General features: G+C 65.5%; 13 protein-coding genes and 1 pseudogene. 6 read left to right on the top strand and 8 right to left on the bottom strand.

What is annotated here, in order from left to right; translation table 11 throughout:
• Positions 1 to 95: 95 nt before the first annotated feature.
• Entirely contained in the window at positions 96 to 716 is a 621-nt protein-coding gene (locus tag OHQ90_RS25725) for a hypothetical protein (RefSeq protein WP_328413457.1), read from the bottom strand.
• Here OHQ90_RS25725 and otsB point away from each other — a divergent pair.
• The 3 genes from otsB to OHQ90_RS25710 all read left to right on the top strand — a co-directional run bounded on the left by otsB (position 669) and on the right by OHQ90_RS25710 (position 6,372).
• Positions 669 to 4,658, top strand: coding sequence for a trehalose-phosphatase (otsB, locus tag OHQ90_RS25720; RefSeq protein ID WP_328401655.1), 3,990 nt, complete (start codon positions 669 to 671; stop codon positions 4,656 to 4,658). The two genes, OHQ90_RS25725 and otsB, sit on opposite strands and share 48 nt — an antisense overlap.
• 267 nt (positions 4,659 to 4,925) lie before the next feature.
• Positions 4,926 to 5,426: a DoxX family protein gene (locus OHQ90_RS25715; protein WP_328401652.1), complete on the top strand. Its 501-nt coding sequence runs from the start codon at positions 4,926 to 4,928 to the stop codon at positions 5,424 to 5,426.
• Between the two features lies 1 nt (position 5,427).
• Positions 5,428 to 6,372, top strand: a complete 945-nt coding sequence (locus OHQ90_RS25710) for an LppY/LpqO family protein (RefSeq protein WP_328401650.1) — start codon at positions 5,428 to 5,430, stop codon at positions 6,370 to 6,372.
• A 147-nt stretch (positions 6,373 to 6,519) separates the two neighbouring features.
• Here OHQ90_RS25710 and OHQ90_RS25705 read toward each other — a convergent pair whose 3' ends face one another.
• On the bottom strand, positions 6,520 to 7,506 hold the full coding sequence (locus OHQ90_RS25705) for a potassium channel family protein (protein WP_328401649.1): 987 nt from the start codon (positions 7,504 to 7,506) through the stop codon (positions 6,520 to 6,522).
• A 402-nt stretch (positions 7,507 to 7,908) separates the two neighbouring features.
• On the opposite strand from OHQ90_RS25705, the gene OHQ90_RS25700 reads away from it, so the two are divergent.
• From OHQ90_RS25700 to OHQ90_RS25690, 3 genes and pseudogenes are all read left to right on the top strand, one after another.
• Positions 7,909 to 8,367 (top strand): DUF2267 domain-containing protein, encoded by a 459-nt coding sequence (locus OHQ90_RS25700; RefSeq protein ID WP_328401647.1) that lies wholly within the window; start codon positions 7,909 to 7,911, stop codon positions 8,365 to 8,367.
• 160 nt (positions 8,368 to 8,527) lie between these two features.
• Positions 8,528 to 9,535 carry a 1-phosphofructokinase family hexose kinase gene (locus OHQ90_RS25695; RefSeq protein WP_328401645.1) on the top strand — a complete coding sequence of 336 codons (1,008 nt, stop codon included), beginning with the start codon at positions 8,528 to 8,530 and terminating at the stop codon, positions 9,533 to 9,535.
• Between the two features lie 29 nt (positions 9,536 to 9,564).
• Positions 9,565 to 9,751, top strand: a pseudogene (locus OHQ90_RS25690) (alcohol dehydrogenase catalytic domain-containing protein); the annotation flags it as partial.
• Between the two features lie 43 nt (positions 9,752 to 9,794).
• Here OHQ90_RS25690 and OHQ90_RS25685 read toward each other — a convergent pair.
• From OHQ90_RS25685 to OHQ90_RS25660, 6 genes are all read right to left on the bottom strand, one after another.
• Positions 9,795 to 10,673: a universal stress protein gene (locus tag OHQ90_RS25685; protein WP_328401643.1), complete on the bottom strand. Its 879-nt coding sequence runs from the start codon at positions 10,671 to 10,673 to the stop codon at positions 9,795 to 9,797.
• 29 nt (positions 10,674 to 10,702) lie between these two features.
• Positions 10,703 to 11,620, bottom strand: coding sequence for a universal stress protein (locus tag OHQ90_RS25680; protein WP_328401641.1), 918 nt, complete (start codon positions 11,618 to 11,620; stop codon positions 10,703 to 10,705).
• 128 nt (positions 11,621 to 11,748) lie between these two features.
• Positions 11,749 to 13,494: a sensor histidine kinase gene (locus tag OHQ90_RS25675; protein WP_328401639.1), complete on the bottom strand. Its 1,746-nt coding sequence runs from the start codon at positions 13,492 to 13,494 to the stop codon at positions 11,749 to 11,751.
• Between the two features lie 69 nt (positions 13,495 to 13,563).
• Positions 13,564 to 14,214 (bottom strand): response regulator transcription factor, encoded by a 651-nt coding sequence (locus OHQ90_RS25670; protein WP_328401637.1) that lies wholly within the window; start codon positions 14,212 to 14,214, stop codon positions 13,564 to 13,566.
• Between the two features lie 26 nt (positions 14,215 to 14,240).
• Positions 14,241 to 15,770 carry a bifunctional aminoglycoside phosphotransferase/ATP-binding protein gene (locus tag OHQ90_RS25665; RefSeq protein ID WP_328401635.1) on the bottom strand — a complete coding sequence of 510 codons (1,530 nt, stop codon included), beginning with the start codon at positions 15,768 to 15,770 and terminating at the stop codon, positions 14,241 to 14,243.
• Positions 15,767 to 16,531, bottom strand: a complete 765-nt coding sequence (locus OHQ90_RS25660; protein WP_328401633.1) for an SDR family NAD(P)-dependent oxidoreductase — start codon at positions 16,529 to 16,531, stop codon at positions 15,767 to 15,769. Before OHQ90_RS25660 ends, OHQ90_RS25665 begins: the two co-directional genes overlap by 4 nt.
• Positions 16,532 to 16,595: the final 64 nt, after the last annotated feature.

The following is a 16,595-nucleotide window of genomic DNA, read 5'->3' as shown; positions in this document are numbered from 1 at the left end:
GTGACGTTGGGCCCACGCCTAACCGCCGGCTGACAGAGGTGCCATCGGATCTGGCGCGTGCCGCGTTCATCGCCCAGGCGTGGGACCGAATCCGGTCAGTGCGCCTGCTCGGTTGATTCGGGCATGTCGAGGATCTCGGCGAACGGCCGGCGCGGTGTTGCTGGATCATTGCCCGCAGATTCGGGTCTGGTGCCGACACGGACCATGGCCTGGGGCAGTTGGGTGCGGCCGATCAGGCCGCGGATGACAGCGCGGCTGCGCGGCACTTCGGTCAAATGGGTCAGGGGACACGTCGCGAACCCGGCAAGTGTGCATTCGAGCAGGACCGTGGACAGCACCTCACCGCAGCGCACCAGCTCGTCCGGGGTGTCACCGTCGGTGGACAGCACAAGAACTGCCGACCGGTCGGTGGTGATCTCGGTTCGGCGCGGCGCACCGGTGCTAGCGGGGTATTGGCGGCCGATGGCGACTCGCTGCCGTTCCTCCTCCGAGACCAGGGCGTCCCGAGGATACCGGCTCTGGCGATGGTATGTCCCAGTAGGAAATCGGACCTCGGCGTGGGAGGAGTCGTTGGTCCCGGATATCGCCGCTAGCGACCCCATTACGCCGGGCGATTGTGAGACCTTCGCCCCTGGCCAGGACGAATAGAACGGTGTCAGGCTGAAGGCGTGGGAAACGGTGAGCGGGCGGTTGCGCAGGTCGATTCCCGGCGCCACGACGCGGTGATATTCGATATGGACGGAGTGGTGACCGATAGTGCGTCGATTCACGCCGCGGCCTGGACGGAGCTGTTCGACGAATTTCTTGCCCGACGTCCGGCCTATGCCGGACAGGACCGCTCTCCATTCACCGAAGCCGACTACCTGCGTTTCGTCGACGGCAAACCACGCTATCGGGGCGCCGCCGACTTCCTTGCCGCGCGGGGTATCACATTGCGTTGGGGCGATCCCTCCGATCCGGAGAGCGCCGAAACCGTGTGCGGGTTGGGCAATCGCAAGGACGACCTGTTCCGGGACCGGATCGCGCGTGACGGTGTCCCGGTATTCGAATCGACGGTCACGTTGGTCCGGCGGCTCGGCGCTGCGGGAATCCGCACCGCGGTGTTCTCCGCCAGCCGCCACTGCGCACAGGTCCTCGCGGCCGCCGGTATCGCCGACCTGTTCGCGGTGCGGGTCGATGGTATCGACGCCGAAGAACTGGGTCTGGCGGGGAAACCCGATCCTGCGATGCTGCTGGAGGCCACACGGCGGCTCGGCGCCGAACCTGAACGCACCGTGGTCGTCGAGGATGCCGAGGCAGGAGTGGCGGCCGGTCGAAGCGGCGGTTTCGCACTGGTCGTCGGCGTCGACCGGAACGCACACGCCGACCAGTTGCGGGCACAGGGCGCCGATGTCGTAGTCGATGACCTCGCCCAGGTGCGATTGCGCGGCGGCTTCCGCCGGATGTCGGAGGTTCCGGATGTCTTCGAGTTCTGGCCGCGCATCGAGAATCTCCTGAACACCGAGAGAGCCGCGGTGCTGATGGATTTCGACGGCACCCTGGCCGAGATAGTCGCCGATCCGGCCGCCGCGAAGCCGATCGACACAGCGACGACGGTGCTGGCGAAACTGGCCACGGAATGCACCGTCGCGGTCATCAGCGGTCGCGACCTGACCGATCTGCGCGACCGTGTAGGTGTCCAGGGAATCTGGTACGCGGGCAGCCATGGCTTCGAGCTGATGGCGCCCGACGGCACCCGGTACGTGCACGACGCCGCACCGGGTGCCGAACACACACTCACTCGGACCGCCGATGAACTGCGGCACCGGTTGCGTGATATCCCAGGCGTCCTGGTCGAGCACAAGCGATTCGCGGTCGCCGTCCACCACCGCAATGTGGCGGCCGGAAAAGTCAGCCGGGTGGTCGCCGCAGTGCACGAAACCGGGCACGCGGCCGGACTGCGTGTGACTCACGGCCGCCGGGTCACCGAACTGCGCCCGGATGTGGACTGGGACAAGGGCACCGCACTGCGCTGGATCCTCGAACACCTCACTGCCCCGCTGATGCCGGTCTATCTCGGCGACGATCTGACCGACGAGGATGCCTTCGACGCCGTCGAATCCGACGGACTCGCCATCGTGGTGCGCCACAACGAGAACGGCGACAGGTACACCGCCGCTCGATACGCGGTCGCGGGGCCACGCCAGGTCGGTGACTTCCTCGATCGGGTCGCGGCGCTGCTGCACACCGGAACCGTTACGGCTGTCCGGGATACCTGGACACTCACCTTCGATGGCTACGATCCGGCGCGGGAGAAACTGCGCGAGGCACTGTGCACGGTCGGCAACGGCTACTTCGCCACCCGGGGTGCGGCACCGGAATGCCCGGCCGGGGCGGTTCACTACCCCGGCACCTATGTCGCCGGGGTGTACAACCGGCTCTCCGACGAGCTCGCCGGGGCCACCATCGACAACGAGAGCCTGGTGAATCTGCCGAACTGGCTGCCAGTGACCTTCCGGATCGACGGCGGTGACTGGTTCGACCCCGATTCCGCGGAACTGCTGTGCTACCGGCAGCACCTGGATCTGCGCCGCGCCGAACTCGTGCGGCAGTTTCGCTTCCGCGACACCACGGGACGAATCACCGCGGTGACTCAGCGCCGGTTCGTCGCCATGCACCGGCCGCATCTGGGCGCGCTGGAGACGACGATCACCGCCGAGAACTGGTCGGGGAGCCTGGGGCTTCGGTCGGTCATCGACGCATCCGTACGGAATCGTGGAGTGGAGCGCTACCGCGACCTGTCGAACACGCACCTGAGGACCGTGCGCGCCGAGCAACTGTCCGCCGATTCGGTGCTACTCGCGGTGCAGACCAGCACGTCCGGAATTCCGGTGGCGGTGGCAACTCGCAGCACGCTGCGGCGCGGCAGAGACACCGTCGACACGACGCGCGAACTGGTCGACCGAGACGGACTGATCGGGCACGATCTCACTGTCGATATGGCCGCTGGAGACTCGGTGACGCTGGAGAAGATCGTCACCGTTTTCACCGGACGCGACCACGCGACAGCGGGACCCGATGAGGAAGCCGCCCGTCAGCTAGGTGCCGTCGATGGTTACCTGGGGCTTTTCAAGGGGCATGTGGTGGCCTGGGAGCATCTATGGGCACGGCTGCGGATCGACCTCGACCACAGCGAACACGCGGTGCGAATCATGCGGCTACATCTGCTGCACCTGGCTCAGACCCTGTCACCGAACACGGTGGATCTCGACGTGGGTGTGCCCGCGCGCGGACTACACGGTGAGGCGTATCGCGGCCACGTGTTCTGGGACGAGCTGTTCGTGTCTCCGGTGCTCAATCTGCGCTTTCCGGCCCTGACCCGATCGCTGCTGCGGTACCGCCACCGCCGCCTGCCCGAGGCCCGCCAAGCGGCCGAGGAAGCCGGCCTGGCCGGAGCGATGTTCCCGTGGCAGTCCGGCTCCGACGGCCGCGAGGAGAGCCAGCGGCTGCATCTCAATCCACTGTCGGGGCGTTGGAATCCAGATGTCAGTCGACGCGCCTACCACATCGGCACCGCGATCGCCTACAACGTGTGGCAGTACTACCAGGTGACCGGCGATCTCGAGTTCCTGAGCGATTGCGGTGCCGAGCTGCTTGTGGAGATCGCGCGCTTCTGGTCGAGCCTGGCCACCTACGACGCCGCGCGGGACCGCTACACCATCCGTGGTGTGATCGGTCCCGACGAATTCCACACCGGATACCCGCACACACCCCGCGCCGGCATCGATAGCAACGCTTACACGAACGTGATGGCCGTGTGGACGATCCTGCGTGCGCTCGACGCACTCGAGCTGCTCGCCCCGAGTTCCCGGGCTCAGCTGCTGGAATCGCTGGCAGTGGCGCCGTCCGAGCCGGTGCACTGGGCCGATGTCACCGTCCGCATGTTCGTGCCCTTCCACGACGGCGTGATCAGCCAATTCGAGGGCTACGACCAACTCGCCGAACTGGATTGGCACCACTATCGGCAGCGTTACGGCGACATCCAGCGGCTGGACCGGATCCTGGAGGCCGAGGGCGACGACGTGAACCGATACCGCGCTGCCAAGCAGGCCGATGCGCTGATGCTGTTCTACCTGCTGTCGGCCGACGAACTGCGGGAACTAATGGAGCGGCTCGGCTACGAGCTGCCCCCGGAGATGATCCCACGCACCATCGAGTACTACCTGGCCCGCACCTCGCACGGTTCGACGCTGAGCGCCCTGGTGCATTCGTGGGTGCTGGCCCGGGCCAACCGCGACCGCGCCATGGAGTTCTACGACCTTGTGCTCCAATCCGACGTTGCCGACATCCAGGGCGGCACCACCGCGGAGGGGATTCACCTCGGCGCGATGGCCGGCAGCATCGACCTGCTGCAGCGCTGCTTCACCGGGCTGGAGATCCGCAGCGACCGTCTGATCTTCTGTCCGTCCTTGCCGAAATCGCTCGGGGTGCTATCGTTTCCGATCCTCTACCGAGGCCACGGTCTTACCGTGCGCGTCAGCGGCGACAGTGTCGAGATCGGCTCGGATCCCGGTACGTCGCCGCCGATCGAGATCGACTGCCGAGGCCAGATCGCACGGCTCTCGGCTGGGAACATGGTTCGCCTGCCGATGAACTCGACACCCCGACCCGGAGAGTGACGACGGCCGATGCGCTGATTCGCGTCTTCGCCGACCTGGCGATGATCAGCGGCACCTGAGCTCCCGTGCAGCACGGCACGGCCGACCGAGCCGAGGGTCATTCCGGCCAAGCCGGGGTCGCCGTAGTATCCACGCAGCAAACAACGAAGATCGCGTAGATGCAGGTGAGGCTGTTATCGGCGGTTGTGATCCGGGCCGAGTCGACCGGTGATGCCGCGCATGGCCGCTGGTGAGTGTTCGAAGTAGCTGATCAGAAAGGGCATTCCCGTGTTACAGCTCGACACCTGGCAGGCCCGGCTGACCGCGACCACCGCCCCGGCCTCAGTGATCCTGATCCGTCTCTATGTCGGTGTGGTGTTCCTGTTCGAGGGGATCCAGAAGTTCCTCTATCCGGACGCCCTGGGCACCGGACGGTTCGACAAGGCCGGTATCCCCGCCCCGGGTTTCTTCGGACCACTGGACGGGGGCTTCGAAATCGCCTGCGGCGCACTCATTCTCGCCGGCCTGTTCACCCGCCTTGCCGCCCTTCCGATGATCGTCGACATGGTAGGTGCGCTGCTGATCACCAAACTGCCGATCCTGTGGGGTGACGCCCCCTTGTTCACCGGCAAATCCGGTTGGTGGAACTTCATCCACGAATCCCGAACCGATCTCGCACAACTGTGTGGAAGCCTGCTCCTGCTCGTCGTCGGTGCAGGCGCCTGGTCTCTAGACGCCCGCCTTCACCGCGCACCCTCACAACGCACAGCTCAGACCGAGGAGGCGTGACATGACCATTCGCACCGCCTACCGGCACCGCCGGGCAGCAACGACCGTGACCTTCGCCGCCGTCCTGGGGCTGCTCACCGCTGGTTGCACGTCATCGGAGCCAGAGCAATCTCCCGGCGTGAATTGGGATGCGGTGAACCGAGCACTGGGAATGCCGCTGCACATCGAAGACGGAGGGGTGCATGCGATCGAGTGGCTGCGGACTGATCTGCACGTGGTCAACGCCGGCGTCACCCTCGATCCTGGAATGGAACTCGTCGCCGAGGCCGACTTCCGCGAGACCACGCCGGGCAACGTCGTCATGATCGGGGAAGCCGCTCTCACCACCGAGGAACTGAACGCGGTGGGACCGCGGCTAGAACAAGGCGGCGTCGAGATTACCGCGATCCACAAGCACCTCCAAGACGAAACACCCCGCCTGTTCGCCCTGCACTACGCCGCCTACGGCGACCCCGCGCCCATCGCCCGGACTTTGCGTGAGGCCCTGGCACGGACCGGCATCCCCCTAGGCCAGTCACCCGAGGTCGAAGGGGACCAGGCGCCGATCGATCTGGACACCACCGCGATCGACACTATTCTCGGTGCCACCGGCGAGGTTGAGCACGGCACCTACCATGTGCGCGTTCCGGTGGCGCAAAAGGTGACCGAAACCCGGGCGGATGTGACACTCCCGCCTCAGATGGAGGCGTCCACGCTGTTGATGTTCCAGCCGCTGGGCGGCGGAAAGGTCGCGATCAACGGAGACTTCGCGATGACCGCCGACCAGGTCAACCCCGTCATCGCGGCGCTGCGCTCCCACGACATCCAAGTTATCGAGCTGCACAACCACATGCTTCACGAATCCCCCCGACTGTTCTACCTGCACTTCTGGGCCACCGGAGACGCCGCCATCCTCGCACAAGGATTGCGCGCCGGCCTCGATCAAGTGCGCGCGCCCCGGCGCTGAGAACCTCGATGCGACAGGGGCGTTCAGGCTGCGGGGCGGTCGCCGAAGACTTCGCGGGCGGGTTCCGGCAGTGCCCTGCGGTCCTCGGCCAGCGCCTGCTTCCCGGCCTCGGTCGCTCGAAGACCTCGGTAGCGCGATAGCTCAGTGTCAGATATTGGTGTGGTCGCGTATGGCGTCGAGTTGGGTTGGTGTGCCGAGGACGATCAGGATCGTGTCGGCGACAAGCTGGGTTTCACCGGTTGGGTTAGCGATGAACTTGCCGGTCGGCATCCGGATCGCCAGCACCAGCGCGCCGGTTCGCTGGCGCAACGCCGATTCTTTCAGGGAGCGGCCGATCAATGGTGACTCCGACGCGATCTGGACTTCCTCGATCCGGTATTCGAGGGTGTCGTCGTGCATGACGACGTCGAGGAATTCGGCCACGTTGGGTTGCAGAGCAAATGCCGCCATCCGGCGACCCCCGATCAACTGGGGGTTCACCGCCCTGTTCGCCCCGGCGCGAAGGAGTTTCGATTTGGAACTTTCGGTCCGCGCTCGCGCGATGATCACCAGATCGTGGCGTAGCGCTCTGCTGGACAGCGTCACGTAGACGTTGTCGGCGTCGCTGTCGAGTGCGGCGATCAATGCGCGGGCGCGCCCGATTCCGGCGGCCTCGAGGACGCTGTCGTCGGTGACGTCGCCGAGGACGTTCGGGTATTCGAGGTTTTGTAGGCGTGCCGGATCGTGATCGATTACCACGATTTGTTTGCCGAGCCCACGGAGGTACTGCGCGGTCGAGCAGCCGACACGTCCCCAGCCGCACACGATGATGTGACCGGACATCCGGAGTATCTGGCGGTCCATTCGACGTCTCTCCATGTGTTGGCGTAGATGTCCTTCGATGAGTGCCTCGAGCAGCACACCGAACATATACAGGGCGGTGCCCGCGCCGACCAGGATGAGCACCATGGTGAACACCTGGCCTGCCGGGCCGAGCGGATGGATCTCGCGAAAGCCGACCGTGGTGATCGTCGTCACCGTCTGGTAGAGCGCGTCGAGCACCCCGAATCCGAGGATCAGGTAGCCGACGGTACCGCCCAGCACCACCAGCAAGAACGCCAGCAATACGCGGCTGATACGACGCAACGGGTACACGCGAGGATTGTGCACCAATATCGGCCATCAGCACCGGACAACGCCACGTCCTGCCGTCCGACGACCTGCCCTCCCCGCCGATTGTCGGTGGCTGTGGTTCGAGGCAAGGCGGATTCCGAGCTCACTTGGGCGCATGACCGGACAAGGATCGGTGAACAAGCCGATTGCGGGCAGAGCGGACCTCCAGTGAGCTGCGGATTCAGCCGCCATGGAGGCGCTCGGCAGCTGTGACGGGTCAGGCACCGCGGCGGTCTCGGGTACCGCATCTTGCCGCTGCCCGAGCACGTCATCGCTGACGTCGCGGTGCGGTCGGTCACCATGGCGGGGTATGGTCCTTTGGCCCCGAAACGGGTGACGATATCCGGCAGCGGCTTCGTGGACTTCGTCCATACCGTTACGACTATGTCGTATCGTGATGATCCTTTTGCCCACGCCGAGCACACCGCACACGTCTGGTTGCGCTGGACTACCGACGACCTGGCTACCCGGGACCGCGCCTTCGCCTACCGGGTGGCCCGCGCCTGGTTGCACAGTGTCCGCGACCGGCTCGAGGTCACCGCAGCCGCGCGTCTGAGCGCGCAATTGCCCCTATTGCTTCGTGGCGTCTTCTTCGAAGGGTGGGAGCCTGCGAAAGTGCCTGTCTCGCATCGAACCTCGGTGTTCATCACCGAGTTCGCCGAAGCGGCCGGGGTGACCGAGGACGAGGCGGCCGACTTGGCGTGGCTGGTCACCGACGGGCTACGGGAGCAGTTCTCTCCTGGCGCGCTGGAGCAGGTGTTCGCTGTGCTGCCGATCGATCTTCGCGCTCTCTTGCTCGGTATGTCCACGGATCCATCGGGCGAAGCAATCGTCGCCGTGTAAGCGCTCGAGTCTGTGGTGGGTATCGCCGGGACCGCCTGCGGCGCAACCGGGGTTATGGTCCGGTCTGGACCAATGTCCTCGGGTGTGGGCCTTTCGGCACTGTGGTGACGCGCCGTCGGCGCGGGAATCTGAATGTGCCCACCTGTTCGAGGAGGACTCGATGCCTGTGCTTCCAACGATCCTGACGGTAACGCTGAACCCGACCGTCGACATCTCCCTCGAAGTGGACCGACTGATCGGTGAAGGCAAGAACCGCGCTCAGGTGCGGTCGGTGCAAGGGGGCGGTGGCGGGATCAATGTCGCGCGTTGCGTGCGCACGCTCGGCGGTTCGGCGGTCGCGCTGCACACGTGTGGGCGTGAGGTCGGTCGGCGACTGGATCGGCTGCTCGATGAGGAGGGTTTGGCGCATCGCGGTATCGAGATCGGTTCCGACACCCGAGAGGCAGTTGTTGTCGCAGAAGCGCACTCGGGACACAGCTACCACATCGTGCCACCGGGCGCTGAACTGACCATTCCCGAGTGGCAACGGTGTGCGGAGACGATTGTCACTGCCGCGCAACAGTTTCCGTATCTGGTACTGACCGGTAGCGTACCTCCAGGGCTACCCGACGACTTCTGCGCCGAGATCCTGCGCCGCATCGACCCGGCCGAGACTCGGACCGTACTCGATATCGCCGGCGCCCAATTACGTGCGGTGCTCGAGAAAACCGCTTTCGCGATCCGGCTCGACCGCCGCGAGGCCGCGGGACTACTCGGTAGACCGATCGAGCGATTCGCCGACGCCCAAGACGCCAACGAACTCGTGCTCGGCAAAGGCTCGGTTGCCAACGCGATCACCACGGTCGGCGCCCTGGGCGCGGTCTGCTCGAATTCCATTTCGCACCACAGACTTTCCGCGCCACGGCTGCCGCACCTGCCGTGCAGCAGCGACGCGTGCGCGGGCGACAGCCTGGTCGGTGCGTTCACCTATCAGCTCGCTGCGGGAGCAGATTGCCTGCATGCATGCGAGTACGGCGTCGCCGCGGCCGCGGCGACCGTCATGAGACCGGGCACCGACATATTCGAACGCTCGACCGTGGAGACGCTGTTGTGTGAGGTGCGCACCTACACCGTCGATCGCACCGTCACTCCGGCAGCCGCGTCGGCTGACAGTTTCCAGCAGAACTGATCGTGCTCGCGGTCTGAGAGGGAGTCGTCATGTATGCCATGGTTTTTCACGGCCGGGAGTTCGTGGGAGCAGGTACCCGACCCGGTGCTCCTGGAAAGCGCCGATGTGATCGTGCGCGTGGACGCGGTCACGATCTGCGGCACGGACCTGCACATCCGCAAAGGTGACGTGCCCGAGATGGCTCCTGGTCGAATACTCGGGCACGAAGCGGTCGGTATCGATCATGACCACCACACAGCGATGGTCATAACCGAGCGCATCAGCTTTGTGGCCGGATGACGATGACCGGGCAGTCCGCGCTGTGGAGGACGGCTTGGCTGACCGAGCCGAGGGTCATACCGGCGAAGCCGCCACGGCCGTGGCTGCCCACGACGATGAGCTGGGCCGTTTCGGCTTCCGCGAGCAGTCGTTTGGCGGGCCGGTCCTCGGCGACGATCCGCTGCACCTCCACGTCGGGGTACTTCTCCGCGCGGCCTGCCAGGCTTTCCGACAGTAGTTCCTCGGCCTCCTTCTGCATGTCGGCGCGGGGGATGTAGCGGTTGAATTCCGACCAGGTGAGTACTGCGCGCACAGCGACGTCACGACGGCAGGCTTCGTCGAAGGCGATATCGATGGCACGGGTGCTGCTCGGCGAGCCGTCGACGCCGACGAGAACGGGACCGAGCACCCGACGCGGATCGAATTTCGGGGGCTCGGGGACGACGGCAACCGGGCAGTGCGCGTGCCGGGCTACGGCGGTGCTCACCGAGCCGAGCAGGCCCCGGCGGAATGCGCCCATGCCGCGCGTGCCGACAACCAGCATGCGGGCGTCCTTCGAGCGATCGAGCAGTACCGGAATCGGTGGTGCTTCGACGACGAAGGTGGCGATGTCGAGATCATCGAGGGGTGCTGCGGCGGCCGTGGCGAATTCACTGGCCGCGGCGACGGCCTTTGCCCCGGCCTCTCGGTAGGCGTCGTAGTCGATTTGATTGAAAGCGATCCCCGGGCCGAAGTCGGCAGGGGCTCCGATGCCGTACACGATATGCAAGGGCGCACGGTGACGGACGGCGTCGACGGCTGCCCAGCGCAAGGCTTCGGTGGCGGCGGAGGAGCCGTCGATACCGACGATGACGGGTGGATTGGCGGCGTTGGCGGACATGTGATCTCGTCCCCTTCTGTGACTGGGCGTTAGTTGGGGTGGACGACCATGACCGGGCAGTGAGCGCGTTGGACCAGGAAATTGCTGGTGGAGCCCAGCAGTAATCCGCGGAATCCACCCCGTCCCCGGCTGCCGACAACGACGAGCTGGGCCGACTTCGACAACTCGAGCAGCGGCTGCCGCGGTCCTGTCAGGTACACCCTGCGGATGACCTCGACGTTCGGATATTTCTCCTGCCAGCCGGCAAGCTGTTCGGCGATGATCGCCTCGCCGGCAGCCTCCGCGTCGCGGTCCGGGATGGTGTAGGGGACCCCGGCGACGCGGTCGAGATACAGATCGTTCCACGAGTGGACGGCGACGAGTTGGGTACCGCGTTCGCTCGACTCGGCGAACGCGGCCGCCGCCGCGGCGTCGGAGACCTGGCTGCCATCGACGCCGAGCACGACCGGACCTGTGCATCGGGTCTGCTGCTCGGTACCGGTGTCGCGGACTACCACGACGGCGCCGTGGCCGTGCGCGGCCACCGCAAGCAGGGTGGAACCGAGATGGCTGAGCGTGCCACCCTCGCCCGCCGCGCCGATCGCGAGGAGATGCGCCGTCCTGGACCGGTCGATCAGCAGCCTGGCCGGATTCGCTTCGGAGACTTCGGTTTCCACGTCCAGATTCGGGTCGACCTCGAGGGCGAGCCTGCGAGCCGCGCTCACGCGGTCGGCGCCGAGTCGGCGAATCGCATCGATCACGGAGGGCTCGATGACGTCGTACGCGCCGAAGGCGGACGCGGACGCGGTGAGGTCGATGCCTTCTACTATGTGCAGTCGGCGGTGTCGCTGTGACGCCGTTTCGGCCGCCCAGCGGACGGCCAGGTCGGCGGCTTCCGAGCCGTCGACGCCGACCACGACCGCGGCCGACGCCAGTCGGTGCGGGTCATCGTTGTGCTGTGCGGTCATGAGCGGCGTCCCTTCAGGTTCCGATATTTCGGTTACCCGTAGGTTAGGAATTCGAGGGGGTCCGGCACGCCTGTCGTTGGTCATGAACCGCAGGGCCCAAAGACCGCTCATGTGCTCGGCGATATTGCCTAGGGCAGCGGCACCGACCAGCGCACCACGGTGCCCCCTTCTTGGCCCTTCGCCACACTGAAGCTGCCACCTGACAGCTCGGCTCGTTTCGCCAGGTTCACCAACCCACTCATCTGCGTGAGGTCATCGGGCACGCCCTTACCGTCATCGGTCACCTCGATAGTGACATCGTCATCCACCCGCAGATAGACCGACACCTTGGTCGCGTCCGCGTGGCGCACCACGTTGCTCACTGTCTCGCGCAGCACCGCCTCGACATCGTCCGACAGTGGCGGCGCGAGCACCGAGACCGGACCGGCAAGTCGAATGGTGGTGCGTAGGCCGCTTTCGCCGACCATGTCGGCGATCACGCCGTGCAGCCGCTTGCGCAGCGTCGGTGAATCTGTGGTCGTGCTGCTGTGCAGGTCGAAGATGGAGTGCCGAATGTCCTGCACAATCCCCTGGATATCGAGGATCGTGTCAGCGAGCCGGGACTTGATCTCGGGTACCCGGGCCCGTTGCGCGGTGCCCTGTAGGGAGAGACCGACGGCGAAGAGTCGCTGGATGACGTGGTCGTGCAGGTCTCGGGCAATCCGGTCGCGGTCGGCCAGCACGTCGAGTTCCCGCATCCGCCGCTGTGTGTGGGCCAGCTGCAAGGCCAGTGCGGCTTGACCGGAGAACGATGCCATCATCGACTGAAGGGCGGCGTCCAGTGGTTGTGCGCCGGGGGGCCGGACGGTGGCGAGGACGCCGATCACGGAATGCTCAGCCCGCAAGGGCAGGATCAGTGCCGGGCCGAACCTGGACGGATTGTGGAACAGCGGGTTGAAGTTCAGTTCGTCGACCGCAACAACCCGGCCGTGCTGGAAGGCGCTACCGGAATGGGATTCGCGCACCGGGATTCGCTCACCGATGATCTCGTCGGCGCCGACGCCGGCCGCGGCGACCACGACCAGCTCGGTGACCTCGTCGTGCGGGATGTCGGGGTCGTCGGGTAGCGCGAGGAAGGCGCAGGTGGATTGCGTGAGTGTCAAAGCCCGGTCGGCGACCAGGTCGAGGGCTGCCCCGGGTTCCCCACCCGCAAGTAGTTGAGTTGCCACATCGCCGGTCGCTTCCAGCCACTGCTGGCGGACCCTGGACTGCTCGTAGAGCCTGGCATTCGCGATGGCGATGCCCGCCGCGGCCGCCAGCGCTTGGACCACTACTTCGTCATCCTCGGTGAATTCCTGGCCGCCGGATTTTTCGGTGAGGTACAGATTGCCGAATACCTCGTCGCGGACTTTCACCGGAACACCGAGGAAGGTGTGCATCGGCGGATGATTCGGGGGGAAGCCGACGGACGAGGGATGGGTCGAAAGATCAGTCAGCCGAATGGGTTTCGGCTCCTCGATGAGCAGTCCGAGCACCCCGTGGCCGCGGGGTAGGTCGCCGATCATGACCCGGGTCCGATCGTCGATGCCCTCGTAGACGAATTCGGCGAGCTGGTGACTCGTCTTGTCGGTTTCCCGGACACCGAGCGCCCCGTACTCGGCGTCGACCAATTCGATGGCGGTATGCACGATCGTGCGCAGCGTGTTGTCCAGATCCAATCCCGCGGTGACGACCAGCATGGCCTCGATCAGGCGGTCCATCTGATCGCGAACGCCGACGATTTCCGCGATTCGGTCCTGGACCTGGCCGAGCAGCTCGCGCAAGCGCAGCTGCGCCAAGGTCTCCAACACTGGAGCCGGGCCAGGCACAGCCGACTCGGAGGACGTGCGATCCATATATGACATTTTCGCACGAAAGCCGAGTTCAGAGCAGCGCCACGGCGTGCACTACCTGCTCGGCGCAGGTCAGCCTTCTCGTTTCGTGGGCGTATTGAGCTTCGAGGCGAGCACCGCCGCCTGGGTACGGCGCTCCACTCCCAGTTTGGTCAATAGCCGGGAAACATAGTTCTTCACGGTTTTCTCCGCCAGGAACATCCGGCCCGCGATCTGCCGATTCGTCAGCCCCTCGCCCAGCAGATCGAGCAAGGTCCGTTCCTGCTCGGTGAGAGTCGACAGCGGGCCGGTCTTGGTCTCGGCCTCCTCGCGTAATTTCGCCATGAGGGCGGCGGCGGCTCGATTGTCGAGCAGCGATTTGCCCGCCCCGACATCTCGAATGGCGTCGATCAGTTCCAGCGTTCCGATGTCCTTGACCACATAGCCGCTGGCCCCGGCCAGGATCGCATCGAGCATGGCCTGCTCATCGGTGAAGGAGGTGAGGATCAAGCAGCGTAAGTCGGGGTGCTGGTTCAGTAGATCGCGGCAGAGTTCGATGCCATTGCCGTCCGGGAGTCGCACATCCAGGACCACTACATCGGGGCGCAATGCCGGGATACGTGCCAAGGCTTGCGACACGTTGCCCGCCTCACCGATCACCTCGAGATCGGATTCGCTGTCGATCAGGTCACGCACACCGCGCCGCACAATTTGATGGTCATCGACCAGAAACACCGTGATCACCTGATACACCTCCCTGAACTGTGCATTCAGATTACTGACCGATCGAGCTCGGCACGTCGTAGATCGACCCCGTTTTGGTGACGAAAGTCCTTTGATTGATCGCTCTCGGCTCGCTGCCAGGCCCGAACGGCGGCAGCAACTGTCTGGTCGAGTGGCAAGGCGGTATCGAGAACGACCGCTTCCGGCCATGACGATGCCGTGACTGCCATGGCGTCAGCGATATGCGGCGTCGCGTCGGATTCGCAGGCTGCGCGTTGCCGGATCCGGTGGTTCGCCAGAGCACGTGAACATTCGCACCGCAGGGCGACCAGCTCGGCAGCTGTTTCGTCGGCGAGCGCGGTGGCACGGCGCCGCTGTGCCGCGTCTATCCAGCTCGCGTCGAGGATCACCGACACACCGGACTCCAAGAGCGTTCGGGCCCTGGCCAGTATTTGGGTGTAGACAAGGGCTTTGTCGGCGGGAGCATAGGCTCCGACGCCGAAGGTGCCGATGGCGCCGGTGATCTCGTGACCGGCACGCAGTTCTCTGCGTACACGATCGCTGGAGATCACCACCGCGCCCGTGGTCGCCGCCAGGGTTTCGGCCACAGTAGATTTCCCGGTGCCGGGCAAGCCTCCGACGAGCACGAGACGCACAGCGCCTCGTTCGAGGTGGCGAGCCGCGATCTCCAGGTGTCGGTGCGCGCAGTCGCGCGCGGCCGCCTCGCCCTGTCCGAACCTGATGGTGTCCACCTTCGCGCGGACCAGCGCACGGTAAGCGACATAGTGGTCGCGTAGCGACGTCGGCGCCGGGTCCGCGGCGGCATGCAGGTAGTCGTCGAGCAGCCGATCACCCAGCTCGCGATGTCCCATGAATTCGAGATCCATTGCCAGAAAGGCGATGTCGTCGAGGCAGTCGACGTAGCGCAGCCGATCGTCGAAGTCGAGACAGTCCAGTACCCGGAATCCATCGGCGAGATCGAAGATGTCCTCTGCGAGCAGATCGCCGTGTCCGTCGACAATTCGGCCCTCGGCCACCCTGGTCGCCAGCAACGGCTTTCGGCCGTCGACATAGCGCATCGAGAGCTCAGCGATTCGCGCCAGCTGCGCTGGGTCGACCAGGTCGGCCTGCTGTTCGCCGAGGCTGTGCAGCAGTATCCGCCAGCGGCTGCGCAGTTCGTCCGGTGTGCCCGCTCGATCGATGTCTGGTCCGCGGCGCGCCGTGTGGTGAAAGTGGGTCAACACCTGCACGAGCGCTGACAGTTCCGATCTGCGCACTGCCGGATCGGCCAGGATGTTCGACAGGCGCCGTTCTTCCGGCATCCTGCGCATGACCACCACCGGTTCGTCGGGTCCGCCTTCGGGATCGGTCAGGTGTGCGATGCCGAGATATACGTCCGGAGCGAGCCGTCGATTCAACTCGAATTCGCGCGCACATGCGCGTTCCCGACGTTCCGGTGTGCTGAAGTCGAGGAAGTCGGTGGCGATCGGCTTCTTCAGTTTGTACGCTCGTTCCCCGCACAGCACCACGATCCCGGTATGGGTTTCCCGCAGCTGTGCGGGCCTCGACCCGATCATCGCTGGGAGTCGTGGGCTCGAACAGGCTCGACGAGGGCCTGGCCCGCCGTCGCACCGCCGTCGATGACGAACTCCGACCCGGTCGAGAAGGTTGCTTTGTCGACGATGAAGCCGACCATTGCCGCGACCTCTTCTGGTTCACCGAAGCGTGGAAGCGGTTGACCCGCGGTCATACTCGCATCGAAACCGGCCGTCATCGGTGTATGGATCGGGCCGGGATGTACCGAACAGACCCGGACTCCGGAACCGCCGAGTTCGATCGCGGCTGCCTTGGTCAATCCACGCAGGCCCCATTTGCTGGCCACGTAGCCGGCGATCCCGGGGTAACCGGTCAAGCCCGCGGTTGAGGAGATATTGACGATCACGCCGTCGCCCGCGGCACGCAGTCGTGGCGCGGCCAGGTGCATGCCGAGCCAGGCACCCACCAAATTGACGTCGAGGACGTGTCGGAACATCGCCGGCGACTCGGTCTCGATGCCGCCGAAATCGACGATGCCCGCATTGTTGATCAGCACGGCCAGCGGACCGAAGTTCGCTTCCGCGTCGTCGAGCACCTGCCGCCACTCGCGCTCGTCGGTGACATCGAGGCGTCGGAACATCGCGGTCGCGCCGAGAGATTCGGCGGTGGCCCGACCTTCCGCGGCAAGCAGGTCCGCCACGACGACGCCGAGGCCGGATTTGACGAGCGTGCGCGCGATCGCCGCACCGATGCCACGTGCGCCGCCGGTGACGACCGCGCTACGGCCATGGAATTCGGGCATGATGCCGACCTTTCGATAGGTTCCGGCTTCTGCTGACACATTCAGAATTTCGCAACGGAGACCG

The sequence above is a fragment of the Nocardia sp. NBC_00403 genome, from assembly GCF_036046055.1.
GTDB lineage: Bacteria > Actinomycetota > Actinomycetes > Mycobacteriales > Mycobacteriaceae > Nocardia.
Note: the sequence above shows the minus strand (reverse complement) of the source record. Positions and strands in the feature narration are given on the sequence as shown.